This window comes from Paractinoplanes deccanensis, assembly GCF_016862115.1.
Lineage (GTDB): Bacteria > Actinomycetota > Actinomycetes > Mycobacteriales > Micromonosporaceae > Actinoplanes > Actinoplanes deccanensis.
In genome coordinates this window covers 1-23,069 of the sequence record NZ_BOMI01000151.1, presented here as the reverse complement: position 1 = coordinate 23,069, position 23,069 = coordinate 1, and the positions used below count along the sequence as shown (strand labels likewise).

Sequence of the window (23,069 nt, the reverse complement as noted above, 5' to 3'; positions counted from 1 at the left end):
CGACTCACGCGGTCGCGAAGGCCGCTCGGCGCCGGGACTCGACCTCGGCGGCGAGCGGCGGCGCCTTCTCCAGGGCCTCCGGCAGGCCGCAGGACGCGAGCCAGTTGGCCAGCATGGTGTGACCGCCCTCGGTCAGCACCGACTCGGGGTGGAACTGCACGCCCTCGATCGGCAGCTCACGGTGGCGCATCGCCATCACCACGCCCGACTCGGTGCGCCCGGTCACCTCGATCTCGCCGGGCAGCGTCTCGGGCAGCACGGCGAGCGAGTGGTAGCGGGTCGCGGTGAACGGCTCGGGCAGGCCCGCCAGCACGCCGTCGCCGGTGTGGTGCACCAGCGAGGTCTTGCCGTGCAGCAGCTCCGGCGCGCGGGTGACGGTGGCGCCGAAGGCCGCGCCGATCGCCTGGTGGCCCAGGCAGACGCCGAACATCGGGATCGTGCCCGCGTACGCCTGGATGACGTCCATCATGATGCCGGCGCGCTCGGGCGTGCCGGGGCCCGGCGAGAGCAGGATGCCCGCGGCGCCGAAGTCGCCGACGTCGGACACGGAGATCTCGTCGTTGCGGCGCACCTCGCACTCGGCGCCGAGCTGGCCGAGGTACTGCACGAGGTTGAAGACGAACGAGTCGTAGTTGTCGATGACCAGGACGCGCACGTCAATCACCCGGAATCTGGTTGCTGCCCGTCGTCGCGGCGTCGGACGGATGCGGGGCGTTCGACTCGGTGCTGTACGGGATCTCGTCCGGCGCCTCGTCCTCGCTGCTGGGGTCGACCACGTTGCCGTCCGGGCCCTGCTGCTCGGTGCCCGTGCCGACCTGCACGTCGTCGAAGGGCAGCAGCGGGGTGGCCCACGGGAAGACCACGTACCAGAGCAGGGCGGTGGTGGCCGCGATGAGCCCGAGCGAGCCGGTGAGTTTGCCCCAGAAGCCGAACGGGAGCTTGCGCCAGATCCATGCGTACATCGGTCAGTCCCCCGTCTTGATCGGGGTCGGCATGCCGGCGTCCGGCAGCTTCTGGTCGCGCTTGGACGTCGAGACGAGCTCGGCGTGGATGATCAGGCGCTGGTAGTTGTTGTACTTCGGGTTGCAGGTGGTCAGCGTGAGCAGCGCCTTGGTCGGCTTGGCCTTCGGCTTGCCGGGGACCGGGGCGACGACCTCGACGGCGCTGGGCTTCACGATCTCCTGGGCGTAGACCCGGTAGACGTACCAGTTGGTGCGGGTCTCCACACCGATCACGTCGCCGTCCTTGAGCTCGTCGAGCCGCCAGAAGATCTTCTTGATCCGGTGTCCGGCCACCGAGAAGTTGCCGATCTGGCCGGGGTCGGCCGAGTCGGGGTAGTGGCCGGGGGCGTAGCGGATGTCCTTCGGCGTGACGCCGTCGACGACCACCCACTCCTTGTCGAGCTTGGGGATGTAGAGCCGGCCCACCAGGTTGGCGCCGGGCGCGGCCGGGCCCTGCGGGGCGGCCGAGGCGGTCGGTCCGACGGTGGGGTCGTTCCAGGCCTGGTCGAGCTGGGTGGCGAGGGTGTCCTGCTCCTCCTGCACCTTGGCCGAGTTGCCGAAGACCTCGTAGCCGGCGAAGAGCAGCACGATCAGCCCGAAGGTGATCATCAGCTCGCCGGAGACCCGGATGCCGGAGCGCAGCCGCGACCCGACGGTGGGCCGGGTCAGCTCGGAGTAGACGCTCTTGTAGCCCTCGCCGGTCTGCTCGGGCCGCAGTTTGACGACTTTTTCGCCCCGTTTGGGCTGCAACTCTTCGACATCCTCTGGTGCGCTCGGCTGAGGGCCACCCGGTGGGGTCGGTCCGACCGACGCGGCGCCGAGGGCGGCGTCGGGCTCGGCCTTCGACTTCGCGGCCTGCGCCGCCTTGCCCGGGACCGCGGTGAGGAGCGCGGTGGGTTCTCTCAGGGGTGGGGTCTGCTGCTGCACGGCCGGGATCAGCGCCGTCTTGTGCGGGTCGGCCGTCGGCGCCGGCCGGGCGGGGTCTGGGGTGTTCGACCAAGTTTGGGGTGATGGGGGGCTTTGGTCGTTTTGTGCGGGCTGCCAAGGGGCCCGCGGTGTGGTGGCCGTGGTGGCACCCGGGTTGTAGCCGTTGAAGCCGTTGTCGTGGCGCTCAGGGGCTGCCAAGGGGTGTTCCGAGGCGGCGTAGGTGCGCTCGGGGATCGGAGCGGCGCCTCCGGCCGGAGCCGCGCCGTTGCCGTTGAGGCCGGCCGGGCTTCCGGTGGCGGTGCGGCCGGTCGGGGTGGCGCTCCAGGAAGGGGCCTGGCTGCCGGGGTCTGCGGCGTTGGCGGTGCTCCAGGAGGAGGGCTGACTGCCGCTTGTGGCCGCGGCGGCGCCGGCTGTGCCCCAGGAGGGCTGACTGCCGCTTGTGGCCGCAGCGGGGCCGGCCGTGCTCCAGGGCGAGGTCTGGGTGCCGCTTGTGGCCGCGGCGGGGCTGGCCGTGCCCCAGGAAGGGGTCTGGGTGCCGCTTGTGGCCGGGTCGGCCGCGCTCCAGGAGGAGGGCTGGCTGCCGTTCGTGGCCGTGGCGGCGGCGCCGGCCGTGCTCCAGGAGGGGGCCTGGCCGGTGGGGGCCGGGTCCGCTGCGGAGTCGCTCCAGCCGGTGCTGGGAGTCGCGGGGGAGTCGCTCCGGCCGGTGCTGGGGGTTGCGGCGGCTGCGCTCCAGCTGGGGGCCGTGCTCGCGACGGCTGGGCTGCTGGGGGCGGCCGGGCCGGAGGCGGGCGGGGCCGGGGCGGCGGGACTGCCGGTGGCGAAGAAGTCGAAGCCCGGCTCGGCGTGGCCGGCCGGGGGCTGGTCGATCGGGCGCTGGCGGGCGGCGTTGACGGCGGCGTGCAGCTCGTCGGGGGTGTTGCGGGATGACGCTATCCGCTGCTGGAGCGCGGGGTCGGGGCGCAGCACGGCCGTCTCGGCCGCGGCCGGGCGGGGCTCCGGCGCGACAGGGGCCGCGGGAGCCGGGGGTGTCGCGGGGAAGGCCGCAGGAGCCGCGGGTGTCGCGGGGAAGGCCGGAGAAGCCGGGGGTGCCGCGGGGAAGGCCGTGGGTGGGGCGGCAGTCGGTGGCGCCGCGGGAAAGGGCGCTGCGGCCTGGGGCGGCGGGGGAACGGCCTGGGGTGCCGCGGGAGGGGCCGGTGGGCGGGCCGGGGCCTGCTGGCCTCCGCCGAGGCCCACGGGAGGCGCGAGGGGGCCGCCGGGGACGCCGTCGGGGGAGGCGTCGGTGATCCGCGGGATGTAGGCCGTCTGGGCGTCACCGTCGGGCGCTCGGTGGCGCCCCGAGCCGGCGCTGCCGGTCGGTTTGTCCGGTGCGGCCATTACTCGGCAACCCGCGCGGATCGGAGGTCGCTCGACCCGTCGTACGCCCGCACTGTCACGTTCCTCTCGACCCTTTCCGTGTAGCCGAGGCCGAAGTCGGCGACAGCATCCCGGAATTGCTGGACCCCTTCCGCGGACTCCAACGCGCGATGCATCGCTGTGGGTTCGCCGATTGCCGTGATCTTGAACGGCGGCGAGAAGACCTGGCCGTGAAGCAGCAGCGTGTTGCCGACACAGCGTACCGCGCTCGTCGAGATAACGCGGACATCCATGATCGACATTGCCTCGGCGCCACCCGCCCACAGCGCGTTCACCACGGCTTGGACGTCACCCTGGTGGACCACGAGATCGTCGTTGTCGGGCGCGTTGGCGTCGGAGAACTCGTTGCTCCGGCGGGACGAGTCGTCGAGCGTGACGGTGATGCCCTCGCCCGCCAGGGCCGTGAAGCCGGCCGGCGCCCGCAGCGCGTCAGCCCGGGTGCGCGCCTCCGCGACCGGCCCGTCGACCTCGGCGAGCCGGGCCGTGTCCTGGTCGACCGAGGCGCGCAGGTCGGCGGCGGTCTGCTCGCGCGCTTCGAGGCGCACCCGCTTGTCGGCGATCAGCTGGGTGAGCTGGGGCCGCCGGTCGTCGCGCAGCGCGGTGCCGTCCGCCGTGCGCGCCGACGTGGTGAAGAGCAGGCCCGCGGCCAGCGCGATCAGCGGCACGACGACAGACCAGCCGCGGGTGCGCTGGGCCCGCCGGCGTGGCCGCAGGCCGCCGAGCGCGCGCCTCAGCACGAGCCGCCACGAGGGCGTGCCGGTGGTGTATTCCACGTCCTCGTTCCTCCCGGAAATTCGCGCCGGACATTTTCCTCGCCTGGCGGGTGCCTGTGTGAGCGCGGCCTTGACTACGCTAGCTGTCGAACATTAATCGCCACGGGCAGCATTCGGGATCTCCGGAGCCGCTCAGCGGTGGGGTTGTTCACCACTTGTTGCCCTTCAGGAGAGCACCGTGCCGAAGTCTCAGGTTCGCAAGAAGAAGGTCTACACGCCGCCGACCGACATTCGCCCGGCGGCGACAGCGGCGTCCAAGAAGCCGAGCCCGATGTGGCTGCCGATCAGTGCGGTGGCCTTGATCGTGATCGGCATCGCCTGGCTGGTCGTGTACTACCTGTCGTCGCAGCAGTACCCGGTCGAGGCCTGGCGGTACTGGAACCTCGCGGTCGGCTTCGGGTGCATGGTGGCCTCCCTGGGCATCCTGTCGCGCTGGCGTTAGGCCGGTAAGGCCCGCTTAGCGCGGGTATTTTCGACTTAGTCCGATTCAAGGCACCCCGGGCCGGCGGCGCGGGGTGCTCTTCGCGTTACTTGACCCGGCGGCATGCGGCCGTCTATTACTCGTGGGTAACATGGGCGCGGCGGACAGCCGACCGAGGAGGCACAACCCAGATGGGCATAGCGCAGATCATCGCCACCGTGCTGGCCGGGGCCGTCACCGTCGTGGCCGTCGCGCTGGCTGTGCGGGCGGTCCTGACCATCACCGCGGTGATCCGCCAGGGTCAGCCGGCCCCGGAGCGGTTCACCGGCAAGGGCACCCGCACCAAGACGATGCTGACCGAGACGCTCGGTCACACGCGCATGCTCAAGTGGAGCGCGATCGGCGCGGCCCACTGGTTCGTGATGGTCTCCTTCATGATCTTGTTCCTGCTGGTCGTGGAGGCGTACTTCGAGGTCGTCGACCCCGAGGGCGGGCTGCCGATCGTGGGGCATTGGCTGGTCTACGGGTTCGTCACCGAGTGGATCGGCATCCTCGGCCTGATCGGCATCCTCTACCTGGTCTTCGTCCGGCAGCGCAACATCAGGCAGAAGCGCAGCCGGTTCCTCGGCTCGACGATGTGGCAGGCCTACTTCGTCGAGGCCGTGATCATCGGGGTGCTGATCTGCGGCTTCCTGATCCGCGGGTTCAAGGTCGCCAACGACACCTTCGAATATCCGGGGTGGGCCACCCCGCTGTCGCACGCCGTCGGCTCGATCCTGCCGGCCGCCGCGGACGGGCCCACGTGGGTGGCGCTGGTCAAGCTGTTCATCTCGATGGGCTGGCTGATCACGATCGCGCTCAACCCGACCATGGGCGTCGCGTGGCACCGTTTCCTGGCGTTCTTCAACATTTTCTTCAAGCGCGACCCCGAGAAGCCGGCCGGCTCCGGCCTGGGCGCGCTGCGGCCGATGATGAGCGAGGGCAAGCCGCTCGACTTCGAGGAGGCCGACCCCGAGAAGGACCAGTTCGGCGTCGCCCAGGTCGAGCAGTTCTCCTGGAAGGGCCTGCTCGACTTCTCCACCTGCACGGAGTGCGGCCGCTGCCAGTCGCAGTGCCCGGCGTGGAACACCGCCAAGCCGCTGTCGCCCAAGCTGCTCGTGCTGTCGCTGCGCGATCACGCGTACGCCAAGGCGCCCTACCTGCTGGCCGGTGGCGGCAAGGACCTGACCGGCGAGGAGAAGGCCACCGAGGAGCAGCTCGCCGGGGTCGACGTGCTCGCGCTGGCCGAGGCCGAGCGGCCGCTGATCGGCGGCGTCGACGAGAACGGCGTCATCGACCCGGACGTGCTGTGGTCGTGCACCACCTGCGGCGCCTGCGTCGAGCAGTGCCCGGTCGACATCGAGCACGTCGACCACATCGTCGACATGCGCCGCTACCAGGTGCTGATCGAGTCGTCGTTCCCCAGCGAGGCCGGCGTGATGCTGCGCAACCTGGAGAACAAGGGCAACCCGTGGGGCGCGCCGCAGAACACCCGCGAGGACTGGACCAAGGGCCTCGACTTCGAGGTGCCGCGGGTCGGCGAGGTCGAGGACTTCGAGTACCTGTTCTGGGTCGGCTGCGCCGGCGCGTTCGAGGACCGGGCCAAGAAGACCACCCGGGCGGTGGCGAAGCTGCTGCACGAGGCCGGCGTCAACTACGCGATCCTCGGCGAGGGCGAGACCTGCACCGGCGACCCCGCCCGCCGCATCGGCAACGAGTTCGTCTTCCAGATGCTCGCCCAGCAGAACGTCGAGACGCTCCAGGAGGCGAACGTCAAGAAGATTGTCGCCACCTGCCCGCACTGCTTCAACACGCTGGGCAACGAGTACGAGCAGCTCGGCCTCAAGGTCGAGGTCGTGCACCACACGCAGCTGCTCGCCCACCTGGTGGCCACCGGCAAGCTGACCCCGGTGCAGCCGATCGACGGCGACGTGACCTACCACGACCCCTGCTACCTGGGCCGGCACAACCGGGTCTTCGACGCGCCCCGCGAGGTCCTCGGCGAGGCGACCGCCAACCTGATCGAGATGCCGCGCAACCAGGAACGCTCCTTCTGCTGCGGCGCCGGCGGCGCCCGCATGTGGATGGAGGAGAAGATCGGCAAGCGGATCAACGTCGAGCGCACCGAGGAGGCCCTGGCCACCGGCGCGAAGACGATCGCCGTGGGCTGCCCGTTCTGCTACACGATGATCGGCGACGGGGTCACCGGCAAGGGCGAGCAGGACAACGTCGAGGTCGTCGACGTGGCGACGGTGCTGCTGCGTTCGATGAAGCAGGAAGTCTGATCTAGGAACCGGTCGAGCCGGCGGTGGCCGCGGTGGTCGAGGCGACGATCGCGACCATCATGGCCGCCTGGATCTCCTCGAGCGTCTTCTTCACCGCGGCGGCCGCCCACGCCCCCTCGCTGATCTCGCGCAGCCGCGCCTGCACGACCTTGCGGTCGAGGCCGGCGAAGACCTTCTTGTCGAGGTCGGTCGCGGCGACGAGGGCGCAGAGGGCGGCCGTACGCGGATCGGCCTGCTCGGTGCCGAGGACCGCCGCGCGCATGCGCTGCCGGGCCCGCGTCTCGGCGGCCGGCTCGACGCCGTTCGTGGCTGGGTACCGCTTGCGGGGGAAGACTCCGAGCACCTTGTCCTTCTCCACGGTCAGCACGCCGTCCGCGACCAGCCGCTCGAGCACGTGGGGCCGTGTCTGTTTGGCGAACCTCGTGACCCAGTGCCCGGGCCGGCGGTGGCGGCCCTCGGCGGCGATCCGGCCGAGCGCCACGTCGAGGATCGGGTCGCCGGTGGGTGCCGGGTCGGTGACGAGCACCTTCTTGTCGACGATGTCGACCCGCTCGGCCAGCGCGAGATCGAACAGCACCGCGCCGCCGAGGCCGTTGTCCAGGTGGGTGCCGTCGGTGAGCGGTGCGCCGTCGTCGTCGTACGCGAGCAGCAGGAACTCCTCGGCAAGGTTCATGTCCTCGACGGTAACCAAACGAGGCGAAGATCAATCGTGGATGCCTCCGGCCGCCGGGAATCGCCCGCATCCGGCACAATGGGGACCGAGGTGAACCGATCATGGACGGCCTGTTCCTGACCGCGGTGCTCCCGCTGGCGGCTTTCGCGCTGCTCACGGCGGGCAACGCGTTCTTCGTGGCCGCCGAGTTCGGTCTGGTCACGGTCGATCGCCCCGAGATCGACGCACGCGCCCGCTCCGGCGACCGCCGGGCCCGCACGGTGCAAAACGCGCTGCACGAGCTCTCGTTCCAGCTCTCCGGCACCCAGCTCGGCATCACGATCACCGCCCTGCTCACCGGCTATCTCGCCGAGCCGGCGCTGTCCAAGCTCTTCACGCCCCTGGTCGAGCCGGTCGGCGGCGACGCGACCGAGGGCATCACGCACGCCATCGCCCTGGTGGTGGCCACGCTGCTGTCGATGCTCTTCGGCGAGCTGGTGCCCAAGAACGCGGCGCTGGCCCGGCCGATGCGCGCGGCGCTGCTGACGGCGGCTCCGCTGCGTACCTTCTCGAAGCTCTTCAAATGGCTGATCGGCGCGCTGAACGGATCGGCGAACTGGCTGGTCCGGCGCATCGGCATCGAGCCGCAGGAGGAGCTGGCCAGCGCCCGGTCACCCGAGGAGCTCGGGCTGCTCGCCGCGATCAGCGCGCGGGCCGGCGCGCTGCCCACCGAGACCGCGACGCTGGTGCGCCGCACGATCCGCTTCGGCGAGAAGAGGGCGGCCTCGGCGATGACGCCGCGCGTCGACGTGGTCGGGCTGCCGGTCGCCGCCAGCGTGGCCGATCTGATCGCCAAGGCCCGGGCGACCGGCCACACCCGCTTCCCGGTCTACGAGAACACGATCGATCTGGTCACCGGCGTGGTGGGAGTGCCGGACGCGCTGGGTGTGCCGCCGGAGCGGCGAGCCGCCACGCGCGTGTCCACGATCGCCCGCGAGCCGGTCTACGTGCCGGAGAGCCTCGGCCTCGACAAGGTGCTGTCGGCCCTGCGCGAGGCGGACGCCGACCTGGCGATCGTCGTCGACGAGTACGGCGGCACCGACGGCGTGGTCACGGTCGAGGACCTGATCGAGGAGCTGGTCGGCGAGATCGCCGACGAGTACGACGCGGAGCAGGCCGAGACGTCGACCGTCGAGCTCACCGCGCCGGGCGGGGAGAAGACGTTCCTGGTCGACGGGCTGCTGCGCGAGGACGAGCTGGTCGAGCAGACCGGCTTCCGACTGCCCGAGGGGCCGTACGAGACGCTGGCCGGCTTCCTGCTCGCCCGGCTCGGCCACATCCCGGAGGTCGGCGAGTCGTACGAGACGGGCGGGTGGGAGTTCACCGTGATGGCCGTCGACCGGCACCGGGTCGAGCAGGTGCGCGTCGTCGTCCCGCCGGAGCCGGCCGATGACTGAGCTGATCGTCACCGTCTTGCTGCTGATCGGCAACGGCATCTTCGTGGGCGGCGAGTTCGCGCTGATCGCGTCCCGGCGCACGGCCCTGGAGCCGTTGGCCGCGACGTCGAAGCGGGCCCGATGGGCGCTGTCCGCGATGGGCCAGATCCCGCTGATGATCGCTGGTGCGCAGCTCGGCATCACGGTCTGCTCGCTCGGCCTCGGCGCGCTCTCCGAGCCGGCCGTCGCCCACCTGCTGGAGGGCCCGTTCGAGGCGCTGGGGCTGCCGGACAACGCGGTGCACCCGGTGGCGTTCGTCCTCGCCCTGATGATCGTGGTCTTCCTGCACACGGTGATCGGCGAGATGGTGCCCAAGAACATCACGCTGGCCGGGCCGGAGCGGGCGGCGCTGATCCTCGGGCCGTTCATGCTGGGCTTTTGCACGGCGACGAAGCCGCTGCTCAACGCGATGCGCTGGGCGGCAAAGGTGGTGCTGCGACTGTGGAAGATCGAGTCGACGGACGCGGTCAAGACGGTCTTCACCGCCGAGGAGCTGACCGGCATGGTGACGCAGGCGCGCAGCGAGGGCCTGCTCGGCACGGAGCAGTACGCGCGGATCAACGCCGCGCTGGGGCTGCACGACCGGACCGCGGCCGACGCGCTGCGCCCCTGGTCGACGGTCACGACGATCGCCGACGACGTGTCACCCGCGACCGTCGAGGCGGTGGCGACCCGCACCGGCCGTTCCCGTCTGCCGGTCGTCCAGCGCGAGACGCGGCGGGTACTGGGCTTCGTGCACGTCAAGGACATCCTGGGGTACGCGGCGGACCGCCGGACCAGGCCGATCCCACCGGAGATCATCCGGCCGCTGGCGGTCGTCCCGCCCGACCGCACGCTGGCCGATCTGCTGCTGACGATGCGCCGCGACCGGCTGCACATCGCGCTGGTCAGCGACGGCCGGACGCCGCTCGGAGTGATCACATTGGACGACGTGATCCACGCGGTGGTGGGGGAGCCGGGTCATCCGCACGTGCCGGCGGCGACTCGGTCGGTCGGCTGACCTCGTCCGGGTTGTTTCCTCGCGACCGGCTTGCCGATCCGGCGGCCGGCGAGGGCCGTGCCGCACAATCCGGACATGTCGCGAAAAGGATGGTGGGCCGGACTGGCGGCCGTGGTGATGATCGCCGGGATCGCGTCCCTTCATCGGCTTCCCGCCTACGGCTTCGCGCCCGGCCGGCCGCTCGGCGTGGCCGGCGCGCTGCCCGTCGAGTCCGCCCCGGCCGTTCCGCCGGCGCCGCCCGGCCACATCGGTGTGGCGCAGGGTCCGGTGCACGTTCGCTACACGTTCGACGGGGGCGTCGGGAAGCCGATCACCGCGGTGGACGGCGGGTACGAGCTGCGGCCGCTCGGGGAGAACGGGGGCGTGCTCAGCCTCGTACGGCAGGGGCCCGGTCTTGCCGTCTCCTATCCGGACCGGTGTCACCTTGCGAGGGAGCGGGACTGTCCTCGGGCGATTCTCGAGGGGGCTCGCGACGACCGGCTCAACCCGGGGGCTCGCGACCTGCGTTACGGGGCGGCGGTGCTGATGACCCACGCCGACCTGGCCGACGGGGCCAACGTGGTGCAGAAGGGCTATTCGGTCGGCCAGGTGAGCCAGTACAAGCTCCAGGTGGACCACCGGCTGGGGCACCCGTCGTGCGTGCTGGCCGGCGACGGGCGGATCCACCGCGCCGAGGCCCTGCTGGACGTGGCGGACGGTCGCTGGCACAAGCTGTCCTGCGCCCGCTCCGGTGATCGGCTGACACTGGCCGTGGACGGCACGCCGCAGGCCGCGGTCGCCGTGCCGGAGACGTTGTCGATCGCCAACGCCGAGCCGCTGCGCGTGGGCGGCAAGGGCACCAGCCGCGGCAACGACCAGTTCGCCGGCGAGATCGACGACGTCTTCGTGGCGATCGGCTGACCTTCCGGCCGGCCGATCGCCACGCGAGTCACTTCGCGACGGTGGCCGTGGCGCTGGTGGCGCGGCCGTCGTGGTAGCCGGCCTTGCGGGCCACGACCGTGAGGGTCAGCTTCTTGCCGCGCATGGCGCTGGTCAGCTTCAGCTTGGGGTATGTGCTGATCAGCTTGCCGTTCAGGCGCCACTCGTAGAAGTAGTGGTCCGGACGGAACGACCAGCCGCCGGTGGACGCCGCGACCGTGCGGCCCACCTTGACGGTGCCGACGATGACCGGCCTCTTCGTGCTCCGGGGAGCGGCGGCCTTGGCCACCACGGCCGTGGGCGCGGAGGTCGCCTTGCCGGACGGGAAGCGGTAGAGGTTGGTCTTCACGGTGAAGGTCAGGCGCTTGCCGGCGTCGCCGGGAGTGAGCTTGTACGACTGCCAGATCGCTCCCGGGATCGGCACGCCGTTCGCCGCCCAGTTGTAGGAGTACGACTGCGGGGCCGGCTTCCACGTGCCCAGCGTGGCTTTGAGCGTGCTGCCCACCACGGCGGTGCCGGTGATCACGGGAGCCTTGACGGCCTTCAGCGGCGGCCGCGGCTTCAGGACGCCGTTGGTGACCGCGGCGCCCAGGCCGTCGGCCGGCTGCAGGGTCAGGGACCACGAGAACGGGCCGTCGACGTTGGGCACGCTCGCGCTCACCTGGGTGGCGGTGCCGCTGGTCGAGACGACGTCGACACCGTAGGCGTTGCGCACCGTGAGCTGGTAGGACGCCTTCTTCGACAGCCACCAGCTCGCTGCCCAGGTGCCGTTGGCGCCGGTCAGCGAGGAGTCGATGATGCTCAGCGGGGACGCCGGCACGCCGCTCGGCACGACGTGGACGCGCTCGTCCTGGTCGGCCCAGGCGATGCCGCCGCCGAAGCGGTCGACGGTCCACGAGACGCGCGGCCCGGAGATCGGGTCCACGGCACCGACCACGCGGGCGGCCTGGCCGGGGCGGGTGAGGTCGGCCAGCTTCAGCTCGCCGGTGTCGGACTGGGCGACGAAGTAGCCGTCGCCGAGCAGCACCCTGACTCCCGGCGCGTCCACAAAGGTCTTGGTGACGCGGTCGTAGACGCCGGAGCCGTAGACCATGCCGTACTCGTAGCAGGCCCAGTAGACCCAGCGGTTGACGGCCTGGAGCTCTGTGGGGGTGCAGTTGTTCGGGGTGGTGAAGGATTCCGCCGCCGTGGTGGAGGGGATGCGGGTGGCGGTCACCTTGCCGCCCTCGGCCGCGCCGCTCCACAACGTGTTGCCCCAGAGCGCGGCGGGGACGTCGGCGCGCTTCTGCACGACCGTTCCGGCGACGAAGTCGGCGATCGCCTGCGAGCCCTTCGGGCCAGAGTTGATCACGCCGTAGCGGCCGGAGAGGTCGACGAGGTAGGGAGAGGAGAAGCCGGTGTCGACCTTCCGCTTGGCGACCGAGGAGCCGCTCCGGGTCAGCGTGGTGACGTCGTCGTAGTCGGCGGCCCGGAGGCCGTAGTAGCCGCCGCCGTCGGCGAACATCGCGACGCAGGCCGTGCGGTCACCGGAGGAGCAGGAACTGTCGTGCCCGGTCACCCAGGCGCCCACGCTGCCCAGCGACGTCGGCGGGGCGCCGTTCACCGAGGTGCTGCGGTAGGCCCCGAGGTAGCCGGAGGGCTCGTAGACGGTGCTGTTGACAGCGGTGGTGAGGACGCCGCTGCCCAGGGAGAGCCCGAAGACCTCGGCGGGCATCGGAGCCACGTCGGCCACCTCGCGCCGCTGGACCTTGCCGTCCGCTCCCTGCGTGAGCTTGTAGATGCCCCAGTTCACGTCGCCGTACTGGACCCAGCGCTCGGGGCCGGCGACCAGGACCGAGCCGTCCGGCGTGGGCACGATCTGGTGCGCGGCCGGGCTCATGACGGTGATCGGGTCGGCGTCGGCCTGGTCCACCCGCAGCGAGAAGAGCGGCTGGCCGCGGTAGGCGTTGTTGCCCGGCGCGACGGGGTCGACGGTGAGCAGGGTGGAACCGACGATGCCGTACGCGGCCTGGTAGTCGAACGACCCGGTGTCGACGGTGCGCGGCGTGGCGGTCAGGTCGTCGCGATCGTAGACGTCCATCGCGTAGCGGCCCCACCGGTTGCGCAAAATCGAGCCCGCGCCGAGCCGGAAGCCCGCTACCTCGGTGGCGTCGTCCGAGCCGTCGAGGCGGTCGGGCAGCGGGGTCGCCGCGCCGGAGGCCAGGTCGACGATCGAGAAGTGCCCGTGGCCGTTGCCGTCGCCGGGCAGGTCGTAGTTGACGATGACCGACCGCGCGTCGCCGTCCTCGACGGTGATCCCGGTGGCGGCGGCCGGCAGGCCGGTCACGTCGCTCGCGGCGCCGGCGCGCCAGAGGTGATACGCCTGCGGCTCGTCCTCGGCGCCGGTGCGGCTCAGCACGACGTCGCCGAAGGTGCCCTGATAGGTGTGGCCGCCGGGCAGGTCGAGTTCGCCGGTGACCGCGCCCGCGCCCTGCTGGAGGGTGACGCGGGAGCCCTGGACGAGGGCGACCGTGTCGCTGCCGGCGCCGTACCAGCCCGGATCCCACGACGGGCCCGACCGGAAGATGCCCTCGTCCTGGTCGTAGGCGACCTTCTCGGGCAGACGCTGGGCGAGCGCGGTGGGCGTGCCGGTGGCGTAGTCCGTCCACAGGAGGCCGTCGTCGCCCTCCTGCGCCCAGAGGAAGCCGGTGGTGCCCGCGCTGAGAATGCGGGTCGCGCGGGGGACGTATCGGGCGGCGGCCGGGATGACGATCTCCCCGGCCGGTGCCGCTGCTTGGGTGACGGGCGCTGCCACGGCGGGCAGGCCGGTCAGGACGAGACCGACGCCGATCGCCGCCACGGCGAGACCCCGGATGGCTGAGGCCACCATTCCTCCTGAAGGCAAGAAAGAGAGGCGTGGTGGCGATCCGGGCCCAGTCACGTAGCGCCCCCGCACGCGTGGGCCGCAGCGTAACAGTCTTCGATGTTCTAGATCAACGAAAAAGGCCGGCGTCTCCGCCGACCTTTTTCGCTGGTGAGGTGGATCAGAAAACGTCTTCGGACAGGTCCATCAGGTCCAGAGTGGTGTTCTCGATGATGCGGCGGTCGGCGCCGACGCGCGGCAGGATCTCGCGGACGAAGAAGCGGGCCGCGGCGACCTTGCCCTCGTAGAAGTTCTTGTCGGACGCGGAGACCTCGCGGCCCAGCGCCTGGAGGGCGACATCTGCCTGGCGGAGCAAGAGCCACGCGAGGACGACGTCGCCGAGGGCGAGCAGGATGCGGCGGGAGCTCAGGCCCACCTTGTACAGCTCGCGGGTGTCGCCGCCCTGCACCGCCGCGAGCCAGCCCATGGCCGCGCCGAGGATCTGCTGGAGCTCGCCGAGGGCCTTGCCGAGAGCGAGGCGCTCCTCCTTGAGCTGGCCGTTGCCGGCCTCGCTCTCGATGAACGACTGGATCTCGGTGGCCAGGGAGGCGAGCGCCCGGCCCTGGTCCTTCACGATCTTGCGGAAGATCAGGTCGAGGCTCTGGATCGCGGTGGTGCCCTCGTAGAGGGTGTCGATCTTCGCGTCGCGGACGTACTGCTCGAGCGGGTAGTCCTGGAGGAAGCCGGAGCCGCCGAAGGTCTGCAGCGACTCGTGGCCGAGCAACTCGTACGCCCGCTCGGAGCCGACGCCCTTGACCAGCGGGAGCAGCAGGTCGTTGACCTTGCTGGCGGCCTTCGCGGCGGCGGTGTCACCGGCGGCCTGCGCGATCGCGACCTTGTCCTGCCAGGTGGCCGTGTAGATGACCAGGGCACGCAGGGCCTCGGCGTACGACTTCTGGAGCATCAGCGAGCGGCGTACGTCGGGGTGGTGGGTGATCGTGACGCGCGGGGCGGCCTTGTTGTCGTTCTGCACCAGGTCGGCGCCCTGCACGCGGTTCTTCGCGTACTCCAGGGCGTTGAGGTAGCCGGTGGAGAGGGTGGCGATCGCCTTGGTGCCGACCATCATCCGGGCGTACTCGATGATCATGAACATCTGGCGGATGCCCTCGTGCTTCTCGCCCAGCAGCCAGCCCTTGGCCGGGGTGCCGTGCTCGCCGAAGGTCATCTCGCACGTGTTGGAGACCTTGAGGCCCATCTTGTGCTCGACGTTGGTGGCGTAGACGCCGTTGCGCTCGCCCAGCTCGCCGGTCTCGGCGTCGAAGTGGTACTTCGGCACGATGAACAGCGACAGGCCCTTGGTGCCGGGGCCGCCCACGCCCTCCACGCCGACCGGCCGGGCCAGCACGTAGTGGACGATGTTGTCGCTCAGGTCGTGCTCGCCCGAGGTGATGAAGCGCTTGACGCCCTCGATGTGCCACGAGCCGTCGGGCTGCGGGATGGCCCGGGTGCGGCCGGCGCCCACGTCCGAGCCCGCGTCGGGCTCGGTGAGGACCATGGTCGAGCCCCACTGCTTCTCGACGAAGAGCTTCGCCCACTTCTTCTGCTCCTCGGTGCCCTCCTCGTGCACGACGTGCGCGAAGGAGGGGCCGGAGGAGTACATCCAGACGGGGGCGTTGGCGCCGAGCACGTTCTCGGCGAGGGCCCACCACAGGGCGCGCGGGGCGAGGGTGCCGCCGAGGGCGCCGGGCAGGTCGAGCCGCCAGAACTCGGAGGCCATCCACTGCTCGAACGACTTCTTGAACGACTCCGGCAGCGGCGCGGTGTGCGTCGCGGGGTCGAAGACCGGCGGGTTGCGGTCGGCCTCGGTGTAGCTGGCCGCCAGGTCCTCGGTGGCGAGGCGGTGCACCTCGGCGAGCACGTCCTTGGCGGTCTCCACGTCGATGTCCTCGTACGGCGCCTGGCCGAACGCACGATCAGCCCCGAAGACCTCGAACAGGTTGAACTGGAGGTCTCGAAGGTTGCCCTTGTAATGAGTCATGTGCTGGCCCCGCTCTCCGAACGCCGCGAGTCTTGGAGTTACCCGTCAGTAACCCCCACTGTATTACTGATCGGTAGAGACGGACAAGCGGCGAGCTGTTTCGTGACCGACCACCCGTGTGCGGGGGTCTGTCCGTCGATTCGCACATCAAACGCCTCCGATCGGGTGGGCAGCAGGACAGCCGTTCGGCTATTTGCGGCCTCCCATGCGGCACGGACGTATCGGCGGGTTGCTCGGCTCGTTGCTGTGGATAGACGTTCATTCAAGCCGCCAAGGGGGCGCGCATGTTCGCCACGATCAAGAGCCTGATCCCGGAGCCTCGCCAGGCGGACCAGCCACGTCACTACGTCGGGCGTCACCGGAAGCCGGAGCCCGTGCCGGTGCCGGTCTCGCCGGCGCCGACACCGGTGCCTGCCGGGGAGTCCGTTCCGGAGGGCCGCACCGCCATCGTGCCGGAGGGCGTCGCGGCCATGGTGCCGGAGGGTGTCGCGGCCATGGTGCCGGAGGGCGTCGCGGCCATGGTGCCGGAGGGCGTCGCCGCCATCGTGCCGGAAGGCAAGACCGAGGAGATCGCCGCGGCCTAGCTGCCCGCGGCGCCGACCTCCCAGCTCGGCATCGGCACCGTGGCGCCGTCGTCCGGGCCGGCGTATTCGAGCAGGACCAGCGCGATGTCGTCCTCGAGGCGGCCGTGCACCCAGTCGACCAGGGCGGTCTCGAGCGAGGCGAGCCCGTCGCCGACCGTGCCGTGGCCCAGCAGCCGCCAGGCCCGGTCCGCGGTCGGGAAGAACTCGCCCTCCCGGCGGGCCTCACCGAGCCCGTCGGTGAACAACAGCAGCCGGTCGCCCGGCTCCAGCCGCTCGACCCGCGCCTTGACCTCGGGCATGAAACCCAGCGGGGGCGCCGGGGCCGGTGGCTCCAGCGGGATGACCTGGCCGCGCCGCAGCAGCAGCGGGGCCGGGTGTCCACAGTTGACGATCGTGAGCGTGCCGCCGCGCTCCTCCACCAGCGCGGCGGTCACGAAGTCCTCGTCACCGACGCTGCGAGCCACCGCCCGGTCGAGGTCGGCCACCACGGCCTTGAGGTCGTTGCGCTCGTACGCCACATGGCGGTACGAGCCGAGCACGATGCTGGCCAGACGTACGGCGTCCAGGCCCTTGCCGCGCACGTCGCCGATGATGATCCGCACCCCGTACGGCGTGTCGAGGGCCTCGTAGAGGTCGCCGCCGATGTCGGCGGCGGCGGTCGCCGAGATGTAGCGGCCGGCCACGGCGAGGGCGCCCACCTGCGGGCCCAGATCACGCAGGACGGCCTGCTGGGCCACGGCGGCGAGCCGCTGCAACTCGGCGATCTTGGCGTCCTGGCGCTGGCGGATCGTGGCGACCGCGGCGGCGATGCCCGTGGCCAGCAGGATGCCGAGCAGATTGACCATGCCGGCGACGCTGAGCGGGCCGGCCGCGCCGACGAAGGCCATGCCGACGATCGTCGCGATGATGCCGACGACGAGGACCGTCTGCCAGAAGGCGAAGACCGCGGCGAGGAACGGGACGGCCGCGAACAGGCCCACGAAGTCGGCGTCGCTGGGGTCGGCGAGCTCCACGGCGGACACGAGCGCGAGCAGCACGACGGCCGCGCCGAGGCCGGCGCGGGATCCAGGGCTCAGCGGGCGGCGGCCCGGCGGCAGAGTAGGCATGGTTACGCGGAACAGCATGCCCGATCAGAGCGACGTACTGCACTAACTTGACCCGTAGTCTGAGCGGGTTCTGACCGCGCGGCGGAACGGATCGGCCCTGCGATGACAGGATGTCCGCGTGGCGAGCGATTTGCGTGATCATCTGAGGGCCGGCTTCCGGTGGACCGATCCCGGCGACGGCAGCGGATATCTGGTGAGCGACCGCTCGGGCTGGTGGCGCGATCCGGTGATCCTCGACGGGCTCGGCGAGGCGCTGGCGGAGCTGTTCCGAGCCGACCGGCCGACGGTGGTGGTGGCGCCGGAGGTGACCGGGTTCCTGGTCGGCCCGCTCGTGGCGCGGGCGCTGGGTGTCGGGTTCGTGGAGGCGTACCGGGCCGGGGCCCGACGGCCGATCGCCGAGCCGATGATCTGGGCCGAGGTGCCGTCGGACCACCGCGGCGAGAAGCAACACCTGGGTGTACGCCGGCAGCTGATCTCGCCGGACGACCGCGTGCTCGTGGTGGACGACTGGGCGGCCACCGGTGCACAGGCGCGCGGCCTACGGGAGCTCTTCGGCGCCGGCTACGTGGGCACTGCGGTGATCGTGGACGAGACACCGCCGCCGGTGGCCCGCGAACTGACGATCCGCGGGCTGCTCACCGGCGACGACATCGAGCCGGTTTGAGCGGTTCTCTCGGCCGGCTCTTCCCTTGGCGCCGGTGTCTTTGTGCCGGTGTCTTGGGTGGTCAGGCGTCCTTGAGGTCGCCGCGGTTGGCCAGGTAGCCGACGGGGGTGTACTCGGCGACGCCGGCCGTCACGTACGGGTCCTGGGCGATCAGCTCGAGGGCCGTCTCCCGGTCGGTGACCTTGAGGACGAGGACGCCGCCGACCGGCGGGTCCTGGCGGCCGGCGGAGGCGAGGAGGCCGCGCTGCTCGAGCGACTCCACAAAGGCCAGGTGCTCGGTGCGCACGGCGTCGACCTGCTCGAGCGGAACGACGTACTTCGAGATCATCAGATACACGTGTGGTGTTCCTCTCCGGCGCGATAAGTCGTCCGCAATCGTACGATCCATTTCGTGAACAACTTCGGGCGGTACGGCATCTGGGTCCCCGGCCGGCTCTGGCCGGACGACGCCAACGTGGTCGCCTCGGCGGCCCAGGAACTGGAGGCGCTGGGCTACGGCTCGGTGTGGATCGGCGGCAGCCCACCGGACGACCTGGCCCTGCCCGAAGCCATCCTCGCGGCGACGTCGACGCTGGTGGTGGGCACGAGCATCGTCGACATCTGGCACAGCGACGGCACCCAGCTGGCGGCCAGTCACGTGCGCCTCCGCGAGCAGTTCCCCGGTCGGTTCTACCTGGGCGTCGGCTCCGGCCACGCACCGACCGCCGCGTCGGTCGGCGAGGCGTACGTCAAACCGCTGAGCCGCCTGAAGTCGTTCTTGACGGACAAGCTGGCCCGCGTCCCTCAGGAGGAACGCCTGATCGCGGCCCTGGGCCCGAAGACCCTGGAGTCCGCCCGCGAGCTGACCGCCGGCGCCCTGCCCTACTTGATGCCGCCCGCGCACGCCACGGAGGCCCGCCAGATCCTCGGCCCCGACAGACTGCTCATTCCCGAACAAAAGGTCTTCACCGGCACTGACCCGGCGCAGGCCCGCGCGGTGGCCCGCCGAGTGCTGAAGCCCTACCTCTCCCTCCCCAACTACACGAACCAGTGGCGCCGCTTCGGCCTGGCAGACGAAGACCTGGCAGACGGCGGCAGCGACCGCTTGGTGGACCTCACCGTGACGTGGGGCGCCGCCGACACGGTGCGCGCCGGCATTGAGGCCCACTTCGAGGCGGGCGCGGACCACATCGCCATCCAGGCCCTGTCCGCGGACGCCAGCCCTCACCTGCCTCGCGACGAGTGGCGCCGCATCGCCGAAATCCTCTTCTGACCGCCCGGCTCGCACGCGAGCTACTTGAGCTTTCTTCCGGCTGGTTCGCGCTCCGCCGAGCGGAGGATGCCGTCCGACACTTCCGGAAAGTTACATTTCAGGAGTGTTTTTGCAGATCACCGCGCGACCGGACCCCCGGCTGGTCGCGGCCGCCCTGCGTCACGGCCTCCGTCGTCCGGTGCTGATCGCCCGGCTGGTGGGTTGGGCCGCGATCGGGCTGGCCGTGCTGCACGAGTTCACCGGCAACGGGCTGGACATCCCCCTATTGGTGATCGGCGTTCTCCTGGCCGTCGGCATCCCCCTCCTCATGATCAATGTGAGCGCCCGCCGCACCCTCGACGCCGGTCACCTGACGACCTACGAGATCAGCGACGGCGGTCTGGCCCTCTCGAACGCCGAGAGCCGCCACGCCTACGCCTGGACCGCCTTCACCACTGTCGACCGCCTGGCCGGCCAACTCGTCTTCGGCCGCAGCCGCGCCCGCTTCCTCCCCGTGCCGACCGCGGGCCTGACCCCGGCCCAGATCGAGCAGGTCCTCGGCACCGCCGCCGTCCACGGCCTCCAGATCCGCCACAGCTGAGTCCGCGCTGGGCCTGCGCTGAGTCTGCGCCGGCCCGCGCTGGTCCTGCGCGCTGCGTCCGCCCTGGCCCCGCCCTGGCCTGCGCTGAGTCTGCGCCGGCCCGCGCTGGTCCTGCGCACTGCGTCCGCCCTGGCTCCGCTTTGGCCTGCGCTGAGTCTGCGCCGGCCAAGGCTGGTCCTGCGCTACGTCCGCCCGGGCCCGCGCTCGTCCCGCGTGAGTCCATCCGGGCCCGCGCTCGTCCTGCGTTGAGTCCGCCCTTGGGCCCGCGCTGGCCGAGGCTGGTCCGCGCTGGCCATGGGTTGGCCCTGCGCTGGCGTTGACCGTCGTCTCGCGTTGGGTCGGCCTCTTCTCGCCCTGGCCTCGCCTGAGCGCCGCCCGGCTCGTCCCTGGCTGCCGGGCGGGGCCGAGGGGCCGTGGTCGGGCGGGCGCCGTTTCAGTCGGACGGTCGGTGTGGAGCGACCGTGTCCTGGTCGGTGGCCTGATCCTGGGTTGGCTTGGTGGACACGATGTAGGCCTGGGGTTGCTTCTCGGGGCCTCCGGGGCTCGGACCAGGCGCATGGTCTCGGGTAGGCCGGCCTCGGCCAGCTGGGTGGCGATCTGGTCCGGCGGGTATTTGTAGACGTCGATGTCTATGTCGTGGCCGTAGCCGGTCGTCAGCGATCGCTTGCTGTCGCCGGCCTTGAAGGCGATCACGAAGTGGCCGCCGGGGCGCAGGACGCGGGCGAACTCGGCGAACGCCGAGGGCAGCAGCTCGGGTGGGGTGTGGACCAGCGAATACCAGGCGACCACGCCGGCCAGGCTCGCGTCGGGGAAGTGCAGGTCGAGCAGGGAGCCGACCTCGAAGGGGATCTCGGGGTAGGCGACTCTGGCCTCGGCGACCATGGCGGGCGAGAGGTCGATGCCGCGGATGTCGACGCCGAGGGTGCGCAGGTGGGCCGCGATGCGGCCGGTGCCGCAGCCGACCTCGGCCACCGGGCCGGTGACCAGCTCGGCGAAGGCGCCGAGGACGGCGCGGTCCCAGGTGGACTCGGCCACCGAGGAGCCGTTGAACAGCTTGGCGTAGCTGGCGGCGACTGTGTCGTAGGTGGTGCGGGTCTTGGCTAGGTAGGTCCCCGTGGAATGTGTCACGGGGTCATTCTGTCGTGGGGGTGGGATTCGGATCGGAGTTATCCACAGGGGACTTCGCGAGCCCGAGATGTGGCTTTTGGGCGTCCGTGTGGGCGTGTCGCCTTAGTGAGTTCGGGGCGCCGCGACGGTCGGTGTGAGTTCGGGGCGTGTCGTTGCGACCGTGGGCGGGTCGGGCGCGTGCCGGGGCGCGGTGGTGGGGTGGGTTCGAGCGTGGCGGTGGGTGGGTTCGAGCGCGGTGGTGGGTGGGTTCGAGCGCGTGGTGGGCGGGTTCGAGCGTGGCGGTGGTGCGTTCGGGCGCGTGTCCAGCATGGCGAGCGGGCGGTTGGCGTGGATGCCTTCCTGGGCCTGGGTGCCAAGTGGGACGTGGCGGCGCGTGGTGGGGTGGTGCCTGTGTCGGAGGGTTTGGGCGCGACCACTTACGCACGTCGCCGTGGTGGGGTGAGCGGTTTGGGCGCGCCAGCGCCCTGCTCGGCCCGCCGCGGCCCTCGGCGGGAGCGACGGTCCGTACGCCCCACCCCGCTACGACATCCTGATTTTGATTTTGTGCGGGATGGGGCGGGGCGCTACGTAGTGGGCCAGGTGCGGAAGTTTTGCGCGGAGCGGCTGGGTGTGGGGCCGCGTTGTCCCTGGTAGCGCGAGCCGTAGACGGCGGAGCCGTAGGGGTGCTCGGCGGGGCTGGAGAGGCGGAAGATGCAGAGCTGGCCGATCTTCATGCCGGGCCAGAGCTTGATCGGGAGATTGGCCACGTTGGACAGCTCGAGCGTGACGTGCCCGGAAAATCCGGGATCGATGAACCCCGCGGTCGAGTGTGTCAGGAGGCCCAGGCGGCCTAGGCTGCTCTTGCCCTCGAGGCGGCCCGCCAGCTGGTCGCCGAGAGTGATCACTTCGAGCGTCGAGGCGAGGACGAACTCGCCCGGGTGGAGCACGAACGGCTCGCCGGCGGCGACCTCGACGAGGGCGGTCAGATCGTCCTGTTGCTCGGCCGGGTCGATGTGGGTGTAAAGGTGGTTGTTGAACACCCGGAAGAACCGGTCCAGCCGGACATCGATGCTGGACGGTTGCATGAGCGCCGGCTCGAAGGGCTCCAGGGCCAGGTCGCCGGCTTTGATCTCGGAGACCAGGTCACGGTCGGACAGCAGCATCGCAACACCATACCCAAGCTGCCTCTTCGGCGTGTTTTCATGGGCGTGTCGAACGTATGTTCGATAAGATGAGGTCATGGCTTCCTGGTCCGATTTCGCCGCGGTCGAGCCCACCCTCGCGGCGGGCATCCGCTCGCTCCTCCAGCAGTACGGTCCCGGCCTGGCCTACCTGGCCACGGTGCGTGCCGACGGTGCTCCGCGGGTTCATCCCGTGTCGCCCGTGATCACCGACGAGGGGCTCTACTGCTTCATCGTCGACTCCCCCAAACGCCGCGACCTGGAGCGCGACGGACGTTACGCACTGCACTCTTTTCCCCCGGAAGAGAGCGACGACGAGGCTTTCGTGACGGGCCGGGCCGTGCGGGTGACCGACCCGCGGGTGGTCGCGCGCCTGGCCGGGGCGCTGCGGGCGTCGCCCGACGTGGACTGGCGGCTGTACGAGTTGATGATCGAGTCGGCGACACTGCGAAGCCATGGGCCGGCGGGCGCGCTGCCGCTGTCACCGGACGTGAAGCCGATGTCGCGCACCTGGCGAGCGGAGTTACGACGGCCGCTCGCCGCGGTGAGTTAGCAGCGGGGCGGTAGCGCCACAGAGTGCCGATATCAGGTACAGTGGGGCCCGCTACGCGGGTGTAGTTCAATGGCAGAACATCAGCTTCCCAAGCTGACAGTGCGGGTTCGATTCCCGTCACCCGCTCAGAGTCAGGGCCCCTGTGTCCGCGGAGTGCGCGGACCGGGGGCTCTTCGCATATCTGCCTGGGGGGCGACCCCCCAGACCCCCACGGTGCGGTGGTTGCGCTGGTGGTGA

General features: G+C 71.0%; 20 protein-coding genes, 1 tRNA gene and 1 pseudogene. 11 read left to right on the top strand and 11 right to left on the bottom strand.

The annotated features are described in order from the left end of the window. Positions 1–4: 4 nt before the first annotated feature. The 4 genes from Ade02nite_RS37690 to Ade02nite_RS37675 form a co-directional block, all read right to left on the bottom strand. Complete coding sequence (locus Ade02nite_RS37690) at positions 5–655, bottom strand: aminodeoxychorismate/anthranilate synthase component II (protein WP_203774304.1); 651 nt, start codon at positions 653–655, stop codon at positions 5–7. 1 nt (position 656) lies between these two features. Next, positions 657–962: a hypothetical protein gene (locus Ade02nite_RS37685; protein WP_203774280.1), complete on the bottom strand. Its 306-nt coding sequence runs from the start codon at positions 960–962 to the stop codon at positions 657–659. 3 nt (positions 963–965) lie between these two features. Continuing rightward, positions 966–2,894, bottom strand: a complete 1,929-nt coding sequence (locus tag Ade02nite_RS49825) for a class E sortase (protein ID WP_239169338.1) — start codon at positions 2,892–2,894, stop codon at positions 966–968. 407 nt (positions 2,895–3,301) lie between these two features. Beyond that, on the bottom strand, positions 3,302–4,114 hold the full coding sequence (locus tag Ade02nite_RS37675) for a DUF881 domain-containing protein (RefSeq protein WP_203774278.1): 813 nt from the start codon (positions 4,112–4,114) through the stop codon (positions 3,302–3,304). A 178-nt stretch (positions 4,115–4,292) separates the two neighbouring features. Between Ade02nite_RS37675 and Ade02nite_RS37670 the strand changes: the two genes are divergently transcribed. Together Ade02nite_RS37670 and Ade02nite_RS37665 are read left to right on the top strand one after the other, a co-directional pair. Next, positions 4,293–4,556 carry a cell division protein CrgA gene (locus Ade02nite_RS37670; RefSeq protein WP_203774276.1) on the top strand — a complete coding sequence of 88 codons (264 nt, stop codon included), beginning with the start codon at positions 4,293–4,295 and terminating at the stop codon, positions 4,554–4,556. A gap of 170 nt (positions 4,557–4,726) precedes the next feature. After that, positions 4,727–6,859, top strand: coding sequence for a (Fe-S)-binding protein (locus Ade02nite_RS37665; RefSeq protein WP_203774274.1), 2,133 nt, complete (start codon positions 4,727–4,729; stop codon positions 6,857–6,859). 1 nt (position 6,860) lies between these two features. Here the strand turns inward: Ade02nite_RS37665 and Ade02nite_RS37660 are convergent, their stop codons facing one another. After that, a complete protein-coding gene (locus Ade02nite_RS37660; protein ID WP_203774272.1) occupies positions 6,861–7,532 on the bottom strand; it encodes a GOLPH3/VPS74 family protein in 672 nt (223 codons plus the stop codon). A gap of 101 nt (positions 7,533–7,633) precedes the next feature. Here Ade02nite_RS37660 and Ade02nite_RS37655 point away from each other — a divergent pair, with 101 nt between their 5' ends. From Ade02nite_RS37655 to Ade02nite_RS37645, 3 genes are all read left to right on the top strand, one after another. After that, on the top strand, positions 7,634–8,968 hold the full coding sequence (locus Ade02nite_RS37655) for a hemolysin family protein (RefSeq protein WP_203774270.1): 1,335 nt from the start codon (positions 7,634–7,636) through the stop codon (positions 8,966–8,968). Beyond that, the gene (locus tag Ade02nite_RS37650; RefSeq protein WP_203774262.1) at positions 8,961–10,007 is read left to right on the top strand and encodes a hemolysin family protein; all 1,047 of its coding nucleotides are present in this window, start codon (positions 8,961–8,963) and stop codon (positions 10,005–10,007) included. The genes Ade02nite_RS37655 and Ade02nite_RS37650 overlap by 8 nt, the downstream gene beginning before the upstream one ends. A 75-nt stretch (positions 10,008–10,082) precedes the next feature. Further along, the gene (locus Ade02nite_RS37645) at positions 10,083–10,907 is read left to right on the top strand and encodes a LamG-like jellyroll fold domain-containing protein (protein ID WP_203774260.1); all 825 of its coding nucleotides are present in this window, start codon (positions 10,083–10,085) and stop codon (positions 10,905–10,907) included. Positions 10,908–10,935: 28 nt separating this feature from the next. Here Ade02nite_RS37645 and Ade02nite_RS37640 read toward each other — a convergent pair whose 3' ends face one another. Continuing rightward, positions 10,936–13,791, bottom strand: coding sequence for a hypothetical protein (locus Ade02nite_RS37640; protein ID WP_203774258.1), 2,856 nt, complete (start codon positions 13,789–13,791; stop codon positions 10,936–10,938). Positions 13,792–13,948: 157 nt separating this feature from the next. Then, positions 13,949–15,805: an acyl-CoA dehydrogenase gene (locus Ade02nite_RS37635; protein WP_203774256.1), complete on the bottom strand. Its 1,857-nt coding sequence runs from the start codon at positions 15,803–15,805 to the stop codon at positions 13,949–13,951. 284 nt (positions 15,806–16,089) lie between these two features. Here Ade02nite_RS37635 and Ade02nite_RS37630 point away from each other — a divergent pair, with 284 nt between their 5' ends. Beyond that, the gene (locus tag Ade02nite_RS37630; RefSeq protein ID WP_203774254.1) at positions 16,090–16,389 is read left to right on the top strand and encodes a hypothetical protein; all 300 of its coding nucleotides are present in this window, start codon (positions 16,090–16,092) and stop codon (positions 16,387–16,389) included. Here the strand turns inward: Ade02nite_RS37630 and Ade02nite_RS37625 are convergent. Continuing rightward, positions 16,386–17,513: a PP2C family protein-serine/threonine phosphatase gene (locus tag Ade02nite_RS37625; RefSeq protein WP_203774252.1), complete on the bottom strand. Its 1,128-nt coding sequence runs from the start codon at positions 17,511–17,513 to the stop codon at positions 16,386–16,388. The genes Ade02nite_RS37630 and Ade02nite_RS37625 overlap by 4 nt on opposite strands. 100 nt (positions 17,514–17,613) lie before the next feature. On the opposite strand from Ade02nite_RS37625, the gene Ade02nite_RS37620 reads away from it, so the two are divergent. After that, the gene (locus tag Ade02nite_RS37620) at positions 17,614–18,159 is read left to right on the top strand and encodes a phosphoribosyltransferase family protein (protein ID WP_203774250.1); all 546 of its coding nucleotides are present in this window, start codon (positions 17,614–17,616) and stop codon (positions 18,157–18,159) included. Positions 18,160–18,220: 61 nt separating this feature from the next. Here Ade02nite_RS37620 and Ade02nite_RS37615 read toward each other — a convergent pair whose 3' ends face one another. Then, a complete protein-coding gene (locus Ade02nite_RS37615; protein WP_203774300.1) occupies positions 18,221–18,487 on the bottom strand; it encodes a YciI family protein in 267 nt (88 codons plus the stop codon). Between the two features lie 63 nt (positions 18,488–18,550). Between Ade02nite_RS37615 and Ade02nite_RS37610 the strand changes: the two genes are divergently transcribed. Together Ade02nite_RS37610 and Ade02nite_RS37605 are read left to right on the top strand one after the other, a co-directional pair. After that, positions 18,551–19,411 carry an LLM class F420-dependent oxidoreductase gene (locus Ade02nite_RS37610; protein WP_203774248.1) on the top strand — a complete coding sequence of 287 codons (861 nt, stop codon included), beginning with the start codon at positions 18,551–18,553 and terminating at the stop codon, positions 19,409–19,411. 103 nt (positions 19,412–19,514) lie between these two features. Then, positions 19,515–19,991 carry a YcxB family protein gene (locus tag Ade02nite_RS37605; protein ID WP_203774246.1) on the top strand — a complete coding sequence of 159 codons (477 nt, stop codon included), beginning with the start codon at positions 19,515–19,517 and terminating at the stop codon, positions 19,989–19,991. Positions 19,992–20,618: 627 nt separating this feature from the next. On the opposite strand, the pseudogene Ade02nite_RS49820 reads toward Ade02nite_RS37605, so the two are convergent. Together Ade02nite_RS49820 and dcd are read right to left on the bottom strand one after the other, a co-directional pair. Next, positions 20,619–20,963: pseudogene (locus Ade02nite_RS49820) on the bottom strand (class I SAM-dependent methyltransferase); the annotation flags it as partial. A gap of 719 nt (positions 20,964–21,682) precedes the next feature. Beyond that, complete coding sequence (gene dcd / locus Ade02nite_RS37595; RefSeq protein ID WP_203774244.1) at positions 21,683–22,261, bottom strand: dCTP deaminase; 579 nt, start codon at positions 22,259–22,261, stop codon at positions 21,683–21,685. Between the two features lie 76 nt (positions 22,262–22,337). On the opposite strand from dcd, the gene Ade02nite_RS37590 reads away from it, so the two are divergent. Together Ade02nite_RS37590 and Ade02nite_RS37585 are read left to right on the top strand one after the other, a co-directional pair. After that, positions 22,338–22,832: a pyridoxamine 5'-phosphate oxidase family protein gene (locus Ade02nite_RS37590; RefSeq protein ID WP_203774242.1), complete on the top strand. Its 495-nt coding sequence runs from the start codon at positions 22,338–22,340 to the stop codon at positions 22,830–22,832. A 55-nt stretch (positions 22,833–22,887) separates the two neighbouring features. Continuing rightward, positions 22,888–22,958 (top strand) — tRNA-Gly (locus Ade02nite_RS37585). Positions 22,959–23,069 lie beyond the last annotated feature (111 nt).

Excerpts from the sequence above, each read along its gene's own strand:
- Ade02nite_RS37685 (WP_203774280.1), bottom strand. The coding sequence starts at position 962 with ATGTACGCATGGATCTGGCGCAAGCTCCCGTTCGGCTTCTGGGGCAAA.
- Ade02nite_RS37665 (WP_203774274.1), top strand. The coding sequence starts at position 4,727 with ATGGGCATAGCGCAGATCATCGCCACCGTGCTGGCCGGGGCCGTCACC.
- Ade02nite_RS37660 (WP_203774272.1), bottom strand. The coding sequence starts at position 7,532 with ATGAACCTTGCCGAGGAGTTCCTGCTGCTCGCGTACGACGACGACGGC.
- Ade02nite_RS37655 (WP_203774270.1), top strand. The coding sequence starts at position 7,634 with ATGGACGGCCTGTTCCTGACCGCGGTGCTCCCGCTGGCGGCTTTCGCG.
- Ade02nite_RS37650 (WP_203774262.1), top strand. The coding sequence starts at position 8,961 with ATGACTGAGCTGATCGTCACCGTCTTGCTGCTGATCGGCAACGGCATC.
- Ade02nite_RS37645 (WP_203774260.1), top strand. The coding sequence starts at position 10,083 with ATGTCGCGAAAAGGATGGTGGGCCGGACTGGCGGCCGTGGTGATGATC.
- Ade02nite_RS37635 (WP_203774256.1), bottom strand. The coding sequence starts at position 15,805 with ATGACTCATTACAAGGGCAACCTTCGAGACCTCCAGTTCAACCTGTTC.
- Ade02nite_RS37630 (WP_203774254.1), top strand. The coding sequence starts at position 16,090 with ATGTTCGCCACGATCAAGAGCCTGATCCCGGAGCCTCGCCAGGCGGAC.
- Ade02nite_RS37625 (WP_203774252.1), bottom strand. The coding sequence starts at position 17,513 with ATGCTGTTCCGCGTAACCATGCCTACTCTGCCGCCGGGCCGCCGCCCG.
- Ade02nite_RS37615 (WP_203774300.1), bottom strand. The coding sequence starts at position 18,487 with ATGATCTCGAAGTACGTCGTTCCGCTCGAGCAGGTCGACGCCGTGCGC.
- dcd (WP_203774244.1), bottom strand. The coding sequence starts at position 22,261 with ATGCTGCTGTCCGACCGTGACCTGGTCTCCGAGATCAAAGCCGGCGAC.
- Ade02nite_RS37590 (WP_203774242.1), top strand. The coding sequence starts at position 22,338 with ATGGCTTCCTGGTCCGATTTCGCCGCGGTCGAGCCCACCCTCGCGGCG.